The sequence below is a fragment of the Mycobacterium sp. Dal123C01 genome, from assembly GCF_052566995.1.
In genome coordinates this window covers 3,192,290-3,208,579 of record NZ_CP199580.1, presented here as the reverse complement: position 1 = coordinate 3,208,579, position 16,290 = coordinate 3,192,290, and the positions used below count along the sequence as shown (strand labels likewise).

Here is a 16,290-nt window from a genome sequence, read left to right as displayed (position 1 = left end):
AACGATCCCGCACTCCTCGAGGTGATGACTCCGATGGTGATGTCCTCCTCAACGCCGACTGCTGCCTCTGGCTCGCCGTCGGATTTGGGCCCGCACCGGCACGTTGAGGCAGGCGCCGGCGAGCACCCGTTCGCCGAATATCCGGAGCCGCCGTCGCGAGAAATCCTCGATGCCGCCGGTGAGCTGTTGCGCGCCCTGGCCGCACCCGTGCGGATCGCCATCGTGCTGCAACTGCGCGAATCCCAGCGCTGCGTGCACGAACTGGTCGACGCACTGAGCGTGCCCCAGCCGTTGGTCAGCCAGCATCTGAAGATTCTCAAGGCGGCCGGATTGGTCGCCGGGGAGCGATCCGGCCGCGAGGTGCTGTACCGGCTGGCCGATCACCACCTTGCGCACATCGTCGTCGACGCCGTCGCGCACGCCAGCGAGGACACACCATGACAGGAACCAGCGTCCGGTCCACCCGCCAGCGGGCGGCGATTTCCACCCTGCTGGAGACCCTCGACGAATTCCGCTCGGCCCAGGAACTGCACGACGAGCTGCGCCGCCGCGGGGAGAACATCGGGCTGACCACCGTCTACCGGACGCTGCAATCCATGGCATCGGCGGGAAGGGTCGACACGCTGCGCACCGACACCGGCGAGTCGGTCTACCGCAGATGCTCAGAGCACCATCACCACCATCTGGTGTGCCGCCACTGCGGGTCCACCATCGAGGTCGGCGACCACGAAGTCGAAGAGTGGGCGGCGCAGGTGGCCGCCAAGCATGGCTACTCCGACGTCAGCCACACCATCGAGATCTTCGGCACCTGCTCGGACTGCGAGCACTGATCGCGGCTCGTATGTGCTGAGCGGGCTCAAGTGCGCCGAGTGTGAAGCTGCCCGCACAGTCGGCACCGAACGTGAAGCTGGCCGCACACTCGGCGGCTAAGCGCTGAGCGGGCTCAGGCCGTCAGCGCGCGCCGTATCTGGGCGCCCGTATCGAGCACCAGCAGGATCAGGGTGCGCAGGGCGTCGTCGGTGAGGGCCGCACCGGGAAAGTTGTATCGCAGCATCACGTCCGCGGTCTTGGCAGCGCCTTTGCCGGAGTTGCGCTGTGCGGCCTTGTCGCTGACCTTCTCGACCATGGTCACATTGCCGAAGTTGCTGTCGTGCGCCTGCTTGGCCACCTGATCGCTGAGCTTCTTGGTCAGCGGCAGATCCCACGCCACGATCTGGGTCAGCGACACCAGGTCGAGTCCCTCGGCGATGTTCACCACCCGCAACGACGCGAAGGTGGCGTCATGGTGCACCGTCAGCCCGCCGTCGGCTTCGTCCTCGACGGGCAGCACCTCGCGGAGAATCGACCCCAGTCGCTCCTGCAGGGATGGCATTAGGCGCTCCCGAATCGTCGGTTGCGGTCCGCATATTCAACGCAGGCCGCCCACAGGTCGCGACGGTCGTAGTCGGGCCACAGCTTGTCCTGAAAAATGTATTCGGCATACGCCGCCTGCCAGAGCATGAAATTGCTGGACCGCTGCTCCCCCGAGGTCCGCAGAAATAAATCCACATCAGGGATGTCGGGCCGCTGCAGGTGGTGCGCCACCGTCGACTCGGTGATGCGCTCCGGGTTCAGCCGGCCGGCGGCGGCCAAGCGTGCGATTTCCCTTGTGGATTCCGCGATTTCGGCGCGGCCACCGTAGTTGACGCAGTAGTTGACGGTGATGACGTCGTTGCCCTTCGTCATCTCCTCCGCGATCGCCAATTCATTGATCACGCTGCGCCACAGGCGTGGCCGCGACCCCACCCACCGGATCTTGACGCCCATCACATTGAGATTCACCCGGCGCATGCGCACCACGTCACGGTTGAAGCCCATCAGGAAGCGGACCTCCTCGGGGGAGCGCTTCCAGTTTTCGGTGGAGAAGGCGTAGAGGCTGAGCCACCTGATCCCAATTTCGATTGCCCCACAGACGATGTCAATCACTACCGCCTCGCCCGCCTGGTGGCCGTCGGTACGGCTCAGCCCGCGTTGGGTGGCCCAGCGGCCATTGCCGTCCATCACGATGGCCACATGATTGGGCACCCGGTCGGCCGGGATCCGCGGTGCAGCCGTTTTCGAGATGTGCTGCGGCGGCCGGCTCGGGCCGCCCCCGGGAGACGGCGGCAGTTCGGGGAACGCCACCGGCCATGTCGACCTGTCGGGAAAAGTCGGATAGCCCTCGGGTGCGGCGGGCAGTTGCGGGTAGTCGGTGGACTTCAGCTTGCGCTCGTGGTTCCTAGCCACAGGCCTCATCCTGCCCGATCAGCGCTGCGCGCCGGTCGGCGATCGTGCGGTCGACCCGATAATTGCGTTCCACCAGCGGCAACGTCTTGAGCTGCCGTTCCAGGTGCCATTGCAGGTGGGCGGCCACCAATCCGCTGACATGGCTGCGGTGCGATGGTGGCGTCGCCTCGGCGGCCTCCCAATCGCCATCGTGCAGCGCGGACATCAGTTCCAGTACGCCCAGTGGCGGCGTGGTCGAACCCGCGGGACGGCAGTGGCCGCAGACGCTGCCCCCGGCGGCGATGTGAAATGCCCGATGCGGACCGGGTGCGGCGCAGCGGGCACACTCGGTCAGCGACGGCGCCCAGCCGGCGATGCCCATGGCACGCAGCAGGTAGGAGTCCAGTAGCAGCTCACGAGGGCGGTGTCCGTCCGCCACCGCCCGTAGCGCGCTGACCGTGAGCCGGTGCAGCGCCGGGGCGGGTGCCCGCTCCTCACCGGCGAGGCGTTCGGCGGTTTCCAGCATTGCGCACCCGCAGGTGTACCGGCCGTAGTCGCTGACGATGTCGGTGGCGAACGCATCGATCGAAACGACCTGGGTGACGATGTCGAGATTGCGGCCGGGGTGCAGCTGGACATCGATGTGCGCGAACGGCTCGAGCCGCGCACCGAATTTGCTGCGGGTGCGGCGCACCCCTTTTGCCACCGCGCGAACCAGCCCGTGCTCGCGGGTCAGCATGGTGACGATCCGGTCGGCTTCGCCGAGCTTGTGCTGGCGCAGCACTACCGCTCGGTCTCGATACAGCCGCATCTCAATAGTTTTGCACCCCGCCGCGACATCGCGGGTATCCGCGCCGATAGTCTCGTACCCCGTGATTGGCGCTTCTGGGTCCGCTTCTGGGTCCGCTTCTGGGTCCGCTTCCGAATCCCGCAGCACGCGCCTGCCCACACTCACTGACCTGCTCTATCAGCTGGCCAGCCGCTCGGTGACGTCCGACACACTGGTGCGCCGCTCGCTGCACGCCATTGATGTCAGCCAGTCCACGCTGAACGCATTCCGGGTGGTCCTCACCGAGTCGGCGCTGGCGGACGCGGCCGAGGCCGACCGGCGACGCGCCGCCGGCGACACGGCGCCGTTGCTGGGCGTCCCGATCGCCGTCAAGGACGACGTTGATGTTGCCGGGGTACCCACGGCCTTCGGCACCGACGGCTACGTCCGCCCCGCCACCCACGACGCCGAGGTGGTTCGGCGCCTCAAAGCCGCCGGGGCGGTGATCGTCGGCAAGACCAACGCCTGCGAACTGGGCCAGTGGCCGTTCACCAGCGGACCGGGATTCGGACACACCCGCAACCCGTGGTCGCGGCGGCACACCCCGGGCGGGTCGTCGGGCGGCAGCGCGGCCGCGGTGGCCGCCGGTCTGGTCACCGCCGCGATCGGCTCCGACGGCGCCGGCAGCGTCCGGATCCCGGCGGCCTGGACGCACTTGGTCGGCATCAAGCCGCAGCGCGGCCGCATCTCCACCTGGCCGCTGCCGGAGTCGTTCAACGGGATCACCGTCAACGGCGTGCTGGCCCGCACGGTGGCCGACGCGGCGCTGGTGCTCGACGCCGCGTCCGGGAACGTCGAGGGCGACCGGCACAAGCCGCGCCCGATCAGGGCGTCCGACTACGTCAGCATCGCGCCCGGGCAGCTGAACATCGCCCTGTCAACCCGGTTCCCGTACACCTTCTTTCGAGCCAAACTGCATCCCGAGATCCTGGCCGCGACCCGCGCCATGGGCAAGCAACTTCAATTGCTCGGCCACACCGTGCAGAACGGCAATCCGGACTACGGCGTGCGGCTGGGGTGGGACTTTCTGGCGAGGTCGACTGCGGGACTGCGGGAATGGGAGGAGCGGCTGGGCGACGGTGTCGTCCTGGACCCCCGCACCTTGTCCAACCTGCGGATGGGTCATGTACTGGGACAAGCGATCCTGCGCAATGCGCGCCTGCACGAAGGCACGCTGCAGCGCCGGGTGGGCTCGATCTTCGACATCGTCGACGTGGTGGTGGCACCGACTACCGCGCAGCCACCCCCGCTGGCACGATCTTTCGACCGGTTGGGTGGCTACGGCACCGACCGCGTCATGATCAAGGCGTGCCCGGTGACGTGGCCGTGGAATGTGCTGGGCTGGCCGTCGATCAACGTGCCCGCCGGATTCACTTCCGACGGCCTGCCGATCGGTGTGCAGCTGATGGGACCGGCGAACAGCGAACCCATGCTGATCTCGCTGGCCGCCGAGCTGGAGGCCGTCTGCGGCTGGGTGGCCCAGCAGCCGAAGGTGTGGTGGGAGCACGAGCACAACCTGCCGCAAGCTTGAGATGCGCTAAAACCCCAGCCGCCCAAGCTGTTTGGGGTCACTCTGCCAGTTCTTGGCGACCTTGACGCGCAGGTCGAGATAGACCTTCGTGCCCAGCAGCTTCTCGATCTGACCGCGCGCCGCGGTGCCCACTTCGCGCAGCCGGGCCCCACCCTTGCCGATGATGATGCCCTTCTGGCTGTCCCGCTCGACGTAGAGCACTGCATACACGTCGATCAGGTCGTCGCGGCCCTCCCGCGGATTGACTTCGTCGATCACCACCGCCAGCGAATGCGGAAGCTCGTCGTGCACTCCCTCCAGGGCGGCCTCGCGGATGAGCTCGGCCATCAACATCTCTTCGGGCTCATCGGTCAGCTCGCCGTCGGGGTAGTAGGCCGGGCCGACGGGCAGCGCCGCGACCAGCACGTCGATCAGCAGGTCGACTTGCGTGCCGGTGACCGCTGACACCGGGACGATTTCGGCCGAACCATCGACGAGTTCGCTGACCGCGACCAACTGGGCGGCCACCCGGTCTTTGGGCACCTTGTCGATCTTGGTGACGATCACGAAGAGTGTGGTCTTGGGCGCGACCGAACGGATCTGCTCGACGATCCAGCGGTCTCCGGGGCCGATCGCCTCATCGGCCGGGATGCACAGCCCGATGATGTCGACTTCGCCGTAGGTGTCACGGACCAAATGGTTCAGCCGTTTGCCCAACAGGGTGCGCGGTCGGTGCAGCCCCGGGGTGTCGACCAGAATGATCTGAAAGTTCTCCCGGTGCACAATGCCGCGGATGGTGTGGCGGGTGGTCTGCGGTCGCTTCGAGGTGATTGCCACTTTGGTGCCGACCAGAGCGTTCGTCAGCGTCGACTTGCCGGTATTGGGCCGGCCAACCAAACACACGAAGCCCGAACGGAATTCACTCATAGCGGGGTACCGGCGTTGTCGGTCAGGATGATCGCGGCGGTCGGACTGAGCTCGCGCACCGCGGCGATACCCGGGTCGTCGGCCGACCCCGCCACCAGCACGGCGGCCTCCAAGCCGGTCGCCCCACTGGATGCCGCCGCGGCCACCGCCGCCTGCAGGCCGGTGAGCGGCAGCGCCGACAAGGTCACTGGCGCAGCGGCATACGTGCGGCCGTCGACGTCTCGCACCGAGGCGCCGCTGCCGGCCTCCGCGCGCGCCATCGCGGCACGCGCCAGCACCACCAGCTTCTCGTCCGCTTGGTCCAGCTGCTCAGCCATGATGAGTGTCCTCAAACTCGTGATCCTCCGATTCGGCCGGGCTCAGCAGGACGGTGCCGATCCGCACCCGTCCGCGATGGTCGGGGCCGCCCTCGGCGCACAGCCGCAGGCCGTGGGAAACCACCTCGGCGCCGGGCAGCGGAACCCGGCCCAGTTCCAGTGCCAGCAGGCCGCCCACCGTATCGACGTCGAGATCCTCATCGAATTCCAGGTCATAGAGTTCGCCGACGTCTTCGATCGGCAGCCGCGCCGACACGCGGAAACGCTTGTCGCCCAAGTCTTCTATCGGAGCCGTCTCTTCCTGGTCGTACTCGTCAGCGATCTCGCCGACGATCTCCTCCAGCACGTCCTCGATGCTGACCAGGCCGGCTATCGCGCCGTACTCGTCGACAAGCAACGCCATGTGGTTGCGGTCGCGCTGCATCTCACGCAGCAGCGCATCCAACGGCTTGGAATCCGGCACGAACACCGGCGGGCGCATCACCTCCGACACCTTGGTGTCGCGGCCAGCGTCGGCGGACAAGAACGTCTGCTGGACAAGGTCTTTCAGATACACCACCCCGACGACATCGTCGACATTCTCGCCGATCACCGGAATGCGGGAATGTCCGCTGCGCACAGCCAAGTTGGTGGCTTGGCTGGCGAATTTGTCGCTCTCGATCCAAATCATCTCGGTCCGCGGCACCATCACCTCGCGCGCCGGGGTGTCACCGAGTTCGAACACCGACTCGATCATCCGGCGCTCGTCAGCGGCCACCACGCCGCGCTGCTGGGCCAGGTCGACGACTTCGCGCAGTTCGATCTCGGAAGCGAACGGGCCGTTCCGCAAGCCCCGGCCCGGAGTGATCGCGTTACCCAAAACCACCAGCAGCCGGCTGAGCGGCATCAACAGCGACGAGATCACCTGCAGCGGAATGGCCGTCACCAGCGAAATGGAATACGCATGCTGGCGACCGAGGGTTCGCGGGCCCACACCGACAACGACGAAGCTGGTCAGCACCATGATGGTCGCGGCGCCGAACACCGCCCAATTCAGGCCGAAGTTGTCGTAGAGAAACACCACAAGCAGGACGGTCGCGGTGACCTCACAGGCGATGCGCAACAGCACCACGAGGTTGATGTAGCGCGGCCGGTCGGCCATCACCTTCGACAGGGCCCCAGCGCCAGGCCGCTCGTCGCGCACCAGCTCCGCGACCCGTGCCACCGACAGCGTGCTAATCGCGGCGTCGATCGCGGCGAAAAACCCGCCCAACGCGATCAGCGCGATCGCACCGAGCAGTTGAAATATGCCGGTCAATGGTGAGAATGCCTTGACTCGGTCGCGGACTCGTTGGTGGCATCGTCATCTTGTTTCCGACGACTGACCAACGAGGCAACAACGACAACGACGATCCCCAAAATCCCGAAGCCCAGCGCGGACGGCCACCAGGGTTGGGTAATTGCGGGTGAGGCGGCTTGGCCGGGCCCCTCGTGGCCGGCCAGCGCCACCAAGAAGCTGCCATTGTCGGTCGGTCCGAAGCCCGGCAGCGACTGAGTCCTGTTCACCCTGATTTGCACACTGCTGCTGGGATCGTTGACCTGACCCCAGGCCAAGGTGGAGTCGTCGAGCAGGAAGGTGTCCTGGCTGCCCGCGGGTTGGCTGTCGTCGTGGCCGACCACCGTCACCTCGCCGATTTGCACGGTCTGGTTATCGGCAGGGACTTCGGCCGACACGTTCTGGTACGCCGTCGGGGGCCCCGGCGCGACGTACTCGGGCGGCGGCGGGCCCTGCCCGTTTTCCGGCGGTATGAAGGCACCTCCGTAGAAGCTGCCCGACGCCAGATAGCTATCGCTGACCGCGGTGAACGGGACCAGGCCGACGGTGGCGGTATCGAGGACGATCCGGCCACCGGCCGGCAGGTACGCCTCGCGGGAGGCGCCGCCGTAGGCGTAGCGGAAGGTCATCGCCTGATCGAGCGGGTTGTACAGGGTCGGGCGGTGATACTCGTCGTAGTCGAGGAAGTCCCAGTGGCGGGGGCGAACCAGCGCCTTGTTGTCGGCCTTGATGAGCTCGATGTTGTCGCTGTGGGCGCTGATGACGTTCTGCACCTGCTGGTTGAAGTCCGTCTGGGTCGGCGGCCTCGGCGGGGCGGCAGGATCAAGCCGCGCCACCGGTGCGGTCTTGGCAGCCGCGATCGCCTGCGGTGGCGCATCCAACTTCCGCGGCGGTGCCACCACCGCGATGCTTCTCGGCGCCCCGGGGCCCGGCGGATTGATCTTCGGGGTCTGCATCGGCACCTGGATCGGGCGCGTCGGACTCGGCTGCACAGGTATCGGCGGAGGCTCCGGAATATAAGCCGGCACAGTGCTCGACGGCGCCGGGGCCGGCCGCGGCGCGGGCGCGTTGCATACGTTCGCGGTGTGGTAGGCCTGCACGTAAAACAGGCAGTGCTGGCACGATGTGGGGTTTGACCCCTCGCCGGCACACGGAGACGCCTGTGCCACACCGGGCGTGCTCGTCAGCACCACCAACGGCGCCAAAGCCATGGCGGCTGAGGCCGCGATCCCGAGTGCTTTCGTTAAGAGGCTCAATTGTCGAAATACCTTGACTTGTCCAGCAACCGGCGGTCTTTCTCGTCCTGCCGGTTGTAGTGGTATGCCTCGACCTGTTCGGCGACCCACTCTTCGAGAAGTCGCTCCTGCAGGGCGAACATCTCCTTCTCCTCGTCGTGCTCGGCGTGGTCGTAGCCGAGCAAGTGAAGTACGCCGTGAATTGTCAACAGCGCCAACTCATGTCCGAGGGTGTGGCCCGCCGCGCTGGCCTGTTCGGCCGCGAATTCCGGGCACAGCACGATGTCGCCCAGCATCGACGGCCCCGGCTCGGGCGCGTCCGGACGGCCGCCCGGCTCGAGCTCGTCCATCGGGAAACTCATCACGTCGGTCGGGCCGGGCAGGTCCATCCAGCGCATGTGCAGGTCGGCCATCGCCGCGGTGTCCAACAGCACCATCGACAGCTCAGCGCCCGGATTGACGTCCATTTTGGCGATGACGAACCGCGCGACGCTCACCAATTCCGCTTCGGAGACGTCGATGCCCGATTCGTTGGAAACCTCAATGGTCATGGACTGCTCACCGCACCATCACCGGCGATTCCGGGTCCCGGATGCCCGCCGGGCCGCCCGATTCATCCCAGAGTCGTCGGACCTGGCATAGGCGTCGACGATCTCCGAAACCAGGCGGTGGCGTACCACATCCACGCTGGTCAGCTCGGCAATGTGGATGTCGTCGACGTCGTCGAGGATGTCGATCGCCGACCGTAGGCCCGACCTGGCGCCGCCCGGTAGGTCGACCTGGGTCACATCCCCGGTGACGACGATCTTCGACCCGAAACCGAGCCGGGTGAGGAACATCTTCATCTGCTCGGCGGTGGTGTTCTGCGCCTCGTCGAGAACGATGAACGCGTCGTTCAAGGTTCTGCCGCGCATGTATGCCAGCGGCGCCACCTCGATCACCCCGGCCGACATCAGCTTCGGGATCAACTCCGGGTCCATCATCTCGTACAGCGCGTCGTACAACGGGCGCAGATACGGGTCGATTTTCTCGCTCAGCGTGCCCGGCAAAAACCCAAGGCGCTCACCGGCTTCCACGGCCGGACGGGTCAAGATAATGCGGGTCACCTGCTTGGTCTGCAGCGCGTTGACCGCCTTGGCCATGGCCAGATACGTCTTGCCGGTACCGGCCGGGCCGACCCCGAAGACGACGGTGTTGGTATCGATGGCGTCGACGTAGCGCTTCTGGTTGAGCGTCTTGGGCCGGATTGTCTTACCGCGGCGCGACAAGATGTCCAGGGTGAGCACCTCGGCCGCCGACTCGTTGCCGGTGCCGACCAGCATGGCGACGCTGTGGCGTACCACTTCCGGCGTCAACGGCTGGCGGCCGGCGACGATGGCGACCAGCTCGGAGATCACCCGCTCGGCGAGCGCGACGTCGGCCGGTTCCCCCGAGAGGGTGAGGGCATTGCCGCGAACATGCAGGTCGGCGCTCAGTATCCGTTCGAGGGCGCGCAGATTCTCGTCCGCCGAACCCAGCAAGCCCACGACAAGATCAGGAGGAATGTCGATGCTGCTGCGAACCTGAGCGTCGGCCTGCAGGGCCCTAGCTGCGTCAGCAGCGCTGGTCTCGCGTGGCGTCACGTGGTTTTCGGTGCCTGCCTTCTCGGCTCATCAGGGGTAGTTCGGATGTCTTAGTCTACGCCGGAGGCTCCGTCTGGTCAGCCGCAAGCGGCGTAGACGACCCGACCTCGCCGCTCTGCTCCCATCGCCGGGTGAGCACGCCCAGCGCACCCAGGGCCACCGCGGCGGCGGTCGAGGTCCGCAACACCTGCGGGCCCAGCCGTACCGCGACCGCGCCCGCCTCGCTCAGCGCGGCGAGCTCCTCCGGCGCGATGCCTCCTTCGGGACCGACCACGAGTAGCAGCGCGTGTGCTTGCTCGACAGCGACGTCCGCGATCCGGTCGGTCGCCGACTCATGCAGGACCAATACCACCGCGCCGGCGGCCACTTCGTCGCGGAGCCGCTGGATCAGCGCCGCCGTGGACAACACGCCGTCAACGGGCGGGATGTGCGCCCGCCGCGATTGCCGGGCCGCCGACCGGACCACGGCACGCCACCGGCGCAGACCCTTGTCGACGCGGGCACCTTCCCAGCTGGCCACGCATCGGGCCGCCTGCCAGGCCAAAAACGCGTCGGCGCCGGCCTCGGTGGCCAATTCGATCGCCAACTCCGAGCGCTCGGACTTGGGCAGCGCTTGCACCACCGTCACCGTCGGCCGCCCGGGGTCGACGGTCCAGCGATCCAGCACCCGGGCGCGTAGCCCGTCACGTCCGGACTGCTCGACCACGCAGCGGGCCAAGCCGCCGGCACCGTCACCGAGCACCAATTCCTCACCGGAACGGATCCGGCGCACGGTCGCGGCGTGAAATCCTTCGTCGCCATCGACGACGGCCAGTTCACCGACGTCGGGCAGTGCTTCGACGTAGAACAGCGTCGCCACCATGTGCCGAAGCCCCAGGGACCGGGGCTAGCGCCCGGTGAAGGTCTCGCGCAGCCGGCTGAACAGGCCACCACCGGTGTGCGTCGAGCGGACCTCGGGCACGTCGCGGCTGCGGCGGGTTTTCAGCTCGCGCAACAGTTCGCTGTCCTGGTGGTCCAGCCGGGTGGGGACCACCACTTCGACGTGGACGTTGAGATTGCCGCGGGTGGCCGCCCGCAGCTGCGGCATCCCGTGACCACGCAGCGTGATGATCGAACCCGGTTGCGTGCCAGGCGGAATGGTGATCTCGCTGGTGCCGTCGAGAATGGCGTCGATGCTGATGGTGGCGCCGAGCGCGGCGTCGATCATCGGCACCGAAACGGTGCAGTGCAGGTCGTCGCCGTCGCGAACGAAGATGTCATGGGCCTGCTCGTGGACCTCGACATACAGGTCACCGGCCGGCCCTCCCCCGGGCCCGACCTCACCCTGGGCGGCAAGGCGCACCCGCATGCCGTCGCCGACACCGGCGGGAATCTTGACGCTGATGTCGCGACGGGCTCGCACCCGGCCGTCGCCCACGCACTGATGGCACGGGTCGGGGATGACCACGCCGACGCCGCGGCAGGTGGGGCACGGCCGCGAGGTCACCATCTGGCCCAGCAGCGAGCGCTGGACCGTCTGCACCTCACCGCGACCGCCGCAGGTGTCGCAGGGGATCGGCGCGGAATCGCCGTTGGTCCCCTTGCCCTGGCACCGGTCGCACAACACCGCGGTGTCGACGGTGACTTGTTTGGTCACACCGGTCGCGCACTCTTCGAGATCCAACCGCATCCGCAGCAGGGAGTCCGAGCCCGGCCGAACCCGGCCGATCGGACCGCGAGACGTCGCGCCCCCGCTGAAGCCGCCGCCGAAGAAGGCCTCGAACACGTCACCCAGACCACCGAAACCGCCAAACCCGCCGGCCGCTGCCGCGTTTTCCAGCGGGTCCCCGCCCAGGTCGACGATCCGGCGTTTCTCGGGATCGCTCAGCACCTCGTAGGCGACGCTGATTTCCTTGAACTTCGCCTGCGCGGCCTCGTCGGGATTGATGTCGGGGTGCAGCTCGCGCGCCAGCTTGCGGTAGGCGCGTTTGATCTCCGCATCGCCGGCGTTTTTGCCAACGCCCAGCAGCCCGTAATAGTCGCGTGCCACGCCTGACCTCCCTCGGCCCTTCTAGGCCGCGTTACCACGTCTGTTCACAAAGTGTGCGGGTGCGCGTTCATCGAGCACCCAGGACCTCGCCAATATAAAGAGCAACCGCGGCTACGCTGGCGATGGTTCCCGGATAGTCCATCCGAGTGGGCCCCAACACACCCATACCGCCGTACACGGTGTCTATGGTGCCGTACACGGTGGACACCATTGACGTGCCCGCCATTTGCTCGGCCTCCGTCTCATGACCGATGCGCACCGTCACCTTGCCGGCTTGCTGCTGGGCCGCCAGCAACCGCAGCACCACCACCTGCTCCTCGAGGGCCTCCAGGATCGAACGCAGCGAACCACCGAAGTCCGCGGCGTTGCGGGTCAGGTTGGCGGTGCCGCCCATCACCAGGCGCTCTTCGGTGTGCTCCACCAGCGACTCCAGCAACACTGTCGCCGAACGACCGACCGCATCGCCCAACCCGCCCGCGCCACCCAGCTGCTGGGCCAGGTCGGCTACCGCGACTGAGGCCGCCGAGAGTTTCTTGCCTTCCAGGGCCTGGCCGAGCGTCTCGCGCAGCTGGGAGAGCTGATGATCGTCGATGACGTCGCCGAGTTCGACGATGCGCTGATCCACCCGCCCGGACGAGGTAATGACCACCATCAACAGCCGCGCCGGCGTCACCGCGATCACTTCCAGGTGCCGAACCGTCGACGTCGACAACGTCGGGTACTGCACCACCGCCACCTGACGGGTCAGCTGAGCCAGCAGCCGCACCGCACGGCGTAACACGTCGTCGAGGTCGACACCGGATTCCAGGAAGCTTTGGATCGCCCGCCGTTCGGCCGACGACAACGGCTTGACGTCGTCGATGCGGTCGACGAACTCGCGGTAACCCTTCTCCGTGGGCACCCGCCCGGAGCTGGTGTGCGGCTGGGTGATGTAGCCCTCGGCCTCCAACACCGCCATGTCGTTGCGGATGGTGGCGCTGGACACGCCGAGGTTGTGACGGTCGACGAGGGACTTCGAACCGATGGGTTCCTTGGTGGCAACGAAGTCGGCAACGATGGCGCGCAGCACCTCGAAGCGACGGTCGTCAGCACTACCCATCGGCTCCTACTTCCTTCATTGCATTCATTTTAGGGTCTCACGGCGCGCTGACCTCCATCAGCAACCGTCCGCCGCGCACTTCCGATAGCTTTGCGGCTAGCCTGTCCAGCATGTATCCGTCGGGCTTCGACGACGCATCGGAGAAGATCCGCGAATGATTTTCAAGGGTGTACGAGACGGTAAGCCCTATCCGGAACACGGGCTGTCCTACCGGGACTGGTCCCAGATACCGCCGCAGCAGATCCGGCTCGACGAGTTGGTCACCACGACCACGGTGCTGGCCCTGGACCGGCTGCTTTCGGAGGACTCCACCTTCTACGGCGACCTTTTTCCGCACGCCGTCCGGTGGCGAGGCGTCATCTACCTCGAAGACGGCCTGCACCGCGCCGTGCAGGCCGCCCTGCGGAATCGCACCGTGTTCCATGCTCGGGTGTACGACATGGATGTGCCGCTGAGCCAGCAGACCCAGGGATCGGGTTCGACTTTCGAGCATTAACCGGTCACGTTTGCGCGTCGCCGGGTGTCGACGTAGTGAGGGCCATCAAGGTCCGCACCGCGACTATTCGGGAGGTTCGCCATGTCCCGGCTTCAGGGAGTCTCCGACCGCGACGCCGGCCTGGGCGCCAAGATCGCCTTCTTCTTCACCAAACGCAAGCTCGCGCAGATGGCCGGTCTCGAAACGGCCGGGATGCTCGAACCGCTGCGGATGTATGCCCACATCCCCAGATTGCTCAGCGCCTACGGCAAGCTCGAACAGGCCGAATCGAAGCTGGACATCCTCAGTCCGCGCCACCGTGCGCTGGCCGAGCTGAAGGCGGCGACGACGGTGCGCTGCGAGTACTGCATCGACCTCGGCTCGCAGATCGCCCGCCAGTGGGGAATCACCGACGAAGAACTGCTCGCCCTCTCCATGTCCAAGGCCGACTACCGCAACGCGGCGTGCTTCTCCGAGGTGGACAAGCTGATCCTCGAGTACGCCACCGCGATGAGTCGGACCCCGGTCGAGGTGACCGACCGGTTGTTCGACGCGCTGCGCGCCCATTTCGACACGCCCCAGCTCGTCGGCCTCACCCACGTCATCAACCTGGGCAACCTGCGTGCCCGGTTCAACCTCGCGCTCGGCATCGGGTCGTCCGGCTTCTCCGGCAACCAGGTGTGCGCCCTTCCCGAGACCGGTCGCACATGACGGCAGACGCGTCTGAGACGTCGCTGACGGCGCGTTTCGAGGCAGCCCGGCCGCAGCTGGGCGCCATCGCCTACCGCATGCTGGGCTCGATCGACGACGCCCAGGACGCCGTGCAGGAGGCCTGGCTGCGGCTGAACCGCAGCTCGGCGGACGATATCGCCAACCTCGACGCCTGGCTGACCACCGTGGTGGCCCGCATCTGCCTGAACACGTTGCGCGACCGCCAGGCCCGTCATCGCGAGGAACCGGTCGCCCAGTTGCCGGACCCGATCGTGGACGCCCACGGCGAATTCGACCCCGAACACCGCGCGATGCTGGCCGACGCGGTAGGACTGGCGCTGTTCGTCGTGCTGGACACACTGCCGCCGGCCGAGCGGCTGGCGTTCGTCCTGCACGACGTTTTCACCGTCCCGTTCGACCAGATCGCGCCGATCGTCGACCGGACACCGGAAGCGACCCGCAAGCTGGCCAGCCGCGCACGCCGGCGAATCCGGCAGGCGGACCCGGTTCCCGACGGCGACATCGCCGCGCAGCGCGAGGCCGTCGACGCGTTCTTCGCGGCCGGACGCTCCGGGGACTTCGACCGGCTGGTGTCGGTGCTACATCCCGACGTGGTGTTGCGTGGGGACTTCGGCTCCGGCGCCGGGCTCTTCCGCACCGAGGGTGCATCGTCGGTGGCCAAGCTGGCCCGCGGCTACGCCGCCCCCGAGCGCGAAGTCCGCCCCGCAACCGTCAACGGCGCAGCCGGCGCGGTCGTCTACGTCGCCGGCCAGCCCACCACGATCATGGCGTTCGTGGTGCGCGACGGCCGGGTGGCCGCCATCGACGTCTTGGCGGACCCGGAGCGCATCTCCCGGCTCGACCTCAAAGCCGTGTCCGGCTAGTTCACCGCGCTAGCGGCCTGCAGCAACGCCAGCGCGGCGTCATGTTGCAGCACCCAGTTGCCACCCTGTTGGACGAACACCAGTTGCTTGTTGACCGGCCCGGCGAACTTCGGACCCCCGATGGCCACCTGGGCGGCGGCCGTATTCGGCCCGGCCGGCACGATGTTCGTCACAGTGAACGTCTCCGGGAAGTTGCCGTTCCGGTAGGCCTTCCGCAGGTCGTGGTCGGCAACGTGGCCCTCGTCGGGGTTGATGCCGTTTTCGACCAGGCCGACCTTGGTGGAGTAGCCCACGCCAGGGTCGGTGGCCTGGATGCACAGGTTGGTCAACTGCTCCGCCGTCGGAAGGCCCGGCCCCACCGGCGCAGGCGCGGGAGGAGGCGGCGGTTCCTGCGGCAACGGGGCGCCGACCGCAGCCAGTTGCACCTGAGTGACTGGCGCTGCGACGGACGCGATGCCGACGGCAGCGCCGCCGATGACGGCCAGCGCCGCCACGCTCATAGCTACGGATTTCACGGTTCCCCCTTTAAGCGGCCTGCGTTGGCCGACGTGACGGATGTTAGTCAGTGTCCGGCCGCTTGTAGTAGCTCCATCGCCGAAGAGCGCGACAAAATCCAGCCGCCCTGGTTGTTGACGAAGGTGACGTTTTGCGTGACCGGGTTCGGCAGCTTCGGGCCCGACACCGCAACGTCCGCGGTTACCGACCCGCCGGCGGCCGGCGCAATGTTGGTGATGTTGAAGCTCAACGGCAGGTCGCCGTTCTTGGCCGCCTTCTGCAACTTGTGGTCCGCGATGTGTGCCTCGGTCCCGCCGATGCCGCCTTCGACCAAATTGCCCTTACTCGTGAACGAGACGCTGGGATCGGCGAGGGTGGTGAGCACCCCGGTCAGCTGGTCGGCGGTCGGAACGCCGGCGACGGGAGCCGGGGCGGGCGGTGGGTCCTGTGGCAACGGCGCGCCGACCGCGGCGAGCTGTACCTGAGCTGCGCTGCCAGCAGGCAGCGACGCGATTGAGGTGACGCCGATGGCCGCGGCGCCGATGGCGCCCACAGCTGCGACACCCGTAGCAATGGCTTTCACGGATTTCATGATTCC

General features: G+C 67.2%; 20 protein-coding genes. 6 read left to right on the top strand and 14 right to left on the bottom strand.

Annotated features, from left to right (window positions below; genetic code table 11):
* Window positions 1-33: 33 nt before the first annotated feature.
* On the top strand, window positions 34-441 hold the full coding sequence (locus ACTXG5_RS15190; RefSeq protein ID WP_445164434.1) for an ArsR/SmtB family transcription factor: 408 nt from the start codon (window positions 34-36) through the stop codon (window positions 439-441).
* Complete coding sequence (locus ACTXG5_RS15185) at window positions 438-830, top strand: Fur family transcriptional regulator (protein ID WP_445159596.1); 393 nt, start codon at window positions 438-440, stop codon at window positions 828-830. The genes ACTXG5_RS15190 and ACTXG5_RS15185 overlap by 4 nt, the downstream gene beginning before the upstream one ends.
* Before the next feature lie 113 nt (window positions 831-943).
* Here the strand turns inward: ACTXG5_RS15185 and ACTXG5_RS15180 are convergent, their stop codons facing one another.
* From ACTXG5_RS15180 to recO, 3 genes are read right to left on the bottom strand one after another with little or no spacing between them, the layout of a single operon-like run.
* The gene (locus ACTXG5_RS15180; RefSeq protein WP_445159595.1) at window positions 944-1,372 is read right to left on the bottom strand and encodes a hypothetical protein; all 429 of its coding nucleotides are present in this window, start codon (window positions 1,370-1,372) and stop codon (window positions 944-946) included.
* On the bottom strand, window positions 1,372-2,241 hold the full coding sequence (locus ACTXG5_RS15175; RefSeq protein ID WP_445164433.1) for a decaprenyl diphosphate synthase: 870 nt from the start codon (window positions 2,239-2,241) through the stop codon (window positions 1,372-1,374). Before ACTXG5_RS15175 ends, ACTXG5_RS15180 begins: the two co-directional genes overlap by 1 nt.
* Before the next feature lie 16 nt (window positions 2,242-2,257).
* Window positions 2,258-3,055, bottom strand: a complete 798-nt coding sequence (gene recO / locus ACTXG5_RS15170; protein ID WP_445159594.1) for a DNA repair protein RecO — start codon at window positions 3,053-3,055, stop codon at window positions 2,258-2,260.
* A gap of 61 nt (window positions 3,056-3,116) precedes the next feature.
* Here recO and ACTXG5_RS15165 point away from each other — a divergent pair, with 61 nt between their 5' ends.
* Window positions 3,117-4,604, top strand: coding sequence for an amidase (locus ACTXG5_RS15165; protein WP_445159593.1), 1,488 nt, complete (start codon window positions 3,117-3,119; stop codon window positions 4,602-4,604).
* Between the two features lie 6 nt (window positions 4,605-4,610).
* Here the strand turns inward: ACTXG5_RS15165 and era are convergent, their stop codons facing one another.
* From era to hrcA, 9 genes are all read right to left on the bottom strand, one after another.
* Window positions 4,611-5,510 (bottom strand): GTPase Era, encoded by a 900-nt coding sequence (gene era, locus ACTXG5_RS15160; RefSeq protein ID WP_445159592.1) that lies wholly within the window; start codon window positions 5,508-5,510, stop codon window positions 4,611-4,613.
* Window positions 5,507-5,827: a cytidine deaminase gene (locus tag ACTXG5_RS15155; protein ID WP_445159591.1), complete on the bottom strand. Its 321-nt coding sequence runs from the start codon at window positions 5,825-5,827 to the stop codon at window positions 5,507-5,509. Before ACTXG5_RS15155 ends, era begins: the two co-directional genes overlap by 4 nt.
* Window positions 5,820-7,124 (bottom strand): hemolysin family protein, encoded by a 1,305-nt coding sequence (locus ACTXG5_RS15150; RefSeq protein ID WP_445159590.1) that lies wholly within the window; start codon window positions 7,122-7,124, stop codon window positions 5,820-5,822. Before ACTXG5_RS15150 ends, ACTXG5_RS15155 begins: the two co-directional genes overlap by 8 nt.
* Window positions 7,121-8,353, bottom strand: coding sequence for a hypothetical protein (locus ACTXG5_RS15145; RefSeq protein WP_445164432.1), 1,233 nt, complete (start codon window positions 8,351-8,353; stop codon window positions 7,121-7,123). Before ACTXG5_RS15145 ends, ACTXG5_RS15150 begins: the two co-directional genes overlap by 4 nt.
* 41 nt (window positions 8,354-8,394) lie before the next feature.
* A complete protein-coding gene (ybeY, locus tag ACTXG5_RS15140) occupies window positions 8,395-8,928 on the bottom strand; it encodes an rRNA maturation RNase YbeY (protein WP_445159589.1) in 534 nt (177 codons plus the stop codon).
* A gap of 18 nt (window positions 8,929-8,946) precedes the next feature.
* On the bottom strand, window positions 8,947-9,999 hold the full coding sequence (locus tag ACTXG5_RS15135) for a PhoH family protein (protein ID WP_445159588.1): 1,053 nt from the start codon (window positions 9,997-9,999) through the stop codon (window positions 8,947-8,949).
* A gap of 55 nt (window positions 10,000-10,054) precedes the next feature.
* On the bottom strand, window positions 10,055-10,861 hold the full coding sequence (locus ACTXG5_RS15130; RefSeq protein WP_445159587.1) for a 16S rRNA (uracil(1498)-N(3))-methyltransferase: 807 nt from the start codon (window positions 10,859-10,861) through the stop codon (window positions 10,055-10,057).
* A 24-nt stretch (window positions 10,862-10,885) separates the two neighbouring features.
* The gene (gene dnaJ / locus ACTXG5_RS15125) at window positions 10,886-12,028 is read right to left on the bottom strand and encodes a molecular chaperone DnaJ (RefSeq protein WP_445159586.1); all 1,143 of its coding nucleotides are present in this window, start codon (window positions 12,026-12,028) and stop codon (window positions 10,886-10,888) included.
* 67 nt (window positions 12,029-12,095) lie between these two features.
* The gene (hrcA, locus tag ACTXG5_RS15120) at window positions 12,096-13,127 is read right to left on the bottom strand and encodes a heat-inducible transcriptional repressor HrcA (protein ID WP_445159585.1); all 1,032 of its coding nucleotides are present in this window, start codon (window positions 13,125-13,127) and stop codon (window positions 12,096-12,098) included.
* Window positions 13,128-13,281: 154 nt separating this feature from the next.
* Here hrcA and ACTXG5_RS15115 point away from each other — a divergent pair, with 154 nt between their 5' ends.
* From ACTXG5_RS15115 to ACTXG5_RS15105, 3 genes are all read left to right on the top strand, one after another.
* Window positions 13,282-13,623, top strand: a complete 342-nt coding sequence (locus ACTXG5_RS15115) for a type II toxin-antitoxin system VapB family antitoxin (protein WP_445159584.1) — start codon at window positions 13,282-13,284, stop codon at window positions 13,621-13,623.
* Between the two features lie 81 nt (window positions 13,624-13,704).
* Window positions 13,705-14,313, top strand: a complete 609-nt coding sequence (locus ACTXG5_RS15110) for a carboxymuconolactone decarboxylase family protein (protein WP_445159583.1) — start codon at window positions 13,705-13,707, stop codon at window positions 14,311-14,313.
* Entirely contained in the window at window positions 14,310-15,197 is an 888-nt protein-coding gene (locus tag ACTXG5_RS15105; protein ID WP_445159582.1) for a sigma-70 family RNA polymerase sigma factor, read from the top strand. The genes ACTXG5_RS15110 and ACTXG5_RS15105 overlap by 4 nt, the downstream gene beginning before the upstream one ends.
* Here ACTXG5_RS15105 and ACTXG5_RS15100 read toward each other — a convergent pair.
* Together ACTXG5_RS15100 and ACTXG5_RS15095 are read right to left on the bottom strand one after the other, a co-directional pair.
* Window positions 15,194-15,697 carry a hypothetical protein gene (locus tag ACTXG5_RS15100; RefSeq protein ID WP_445164431.1) on the bottom strand — a complete coding sequence of 168 codons (504 nt, stop codon included), beginning with the start codon at window positions 15,695-15,697 and terminating at the stop codon, window positions 15,194-15,196. The two genes, ACTXG5_RS15105 and ACTXG5_RS15100, sit on opposite strands and share 4 nt — an antisense overlap.
* 62 nt (window positions 15,698-15,759) lie before the next feature.
* Window positions 15,760-16,284: a hypothetical protein gene (locus ACTXG5_RS15095; RefSeq protein ID WP_445159581.1), complete on the bottom strand. Its 525-nt coding sequence runs from the start codon at window positions 16,282-16,284 to the stop codon at window positions 15,760-15,762.
* Window positions 16,285-16,290 lie beyond the last annotated feature (6 nt).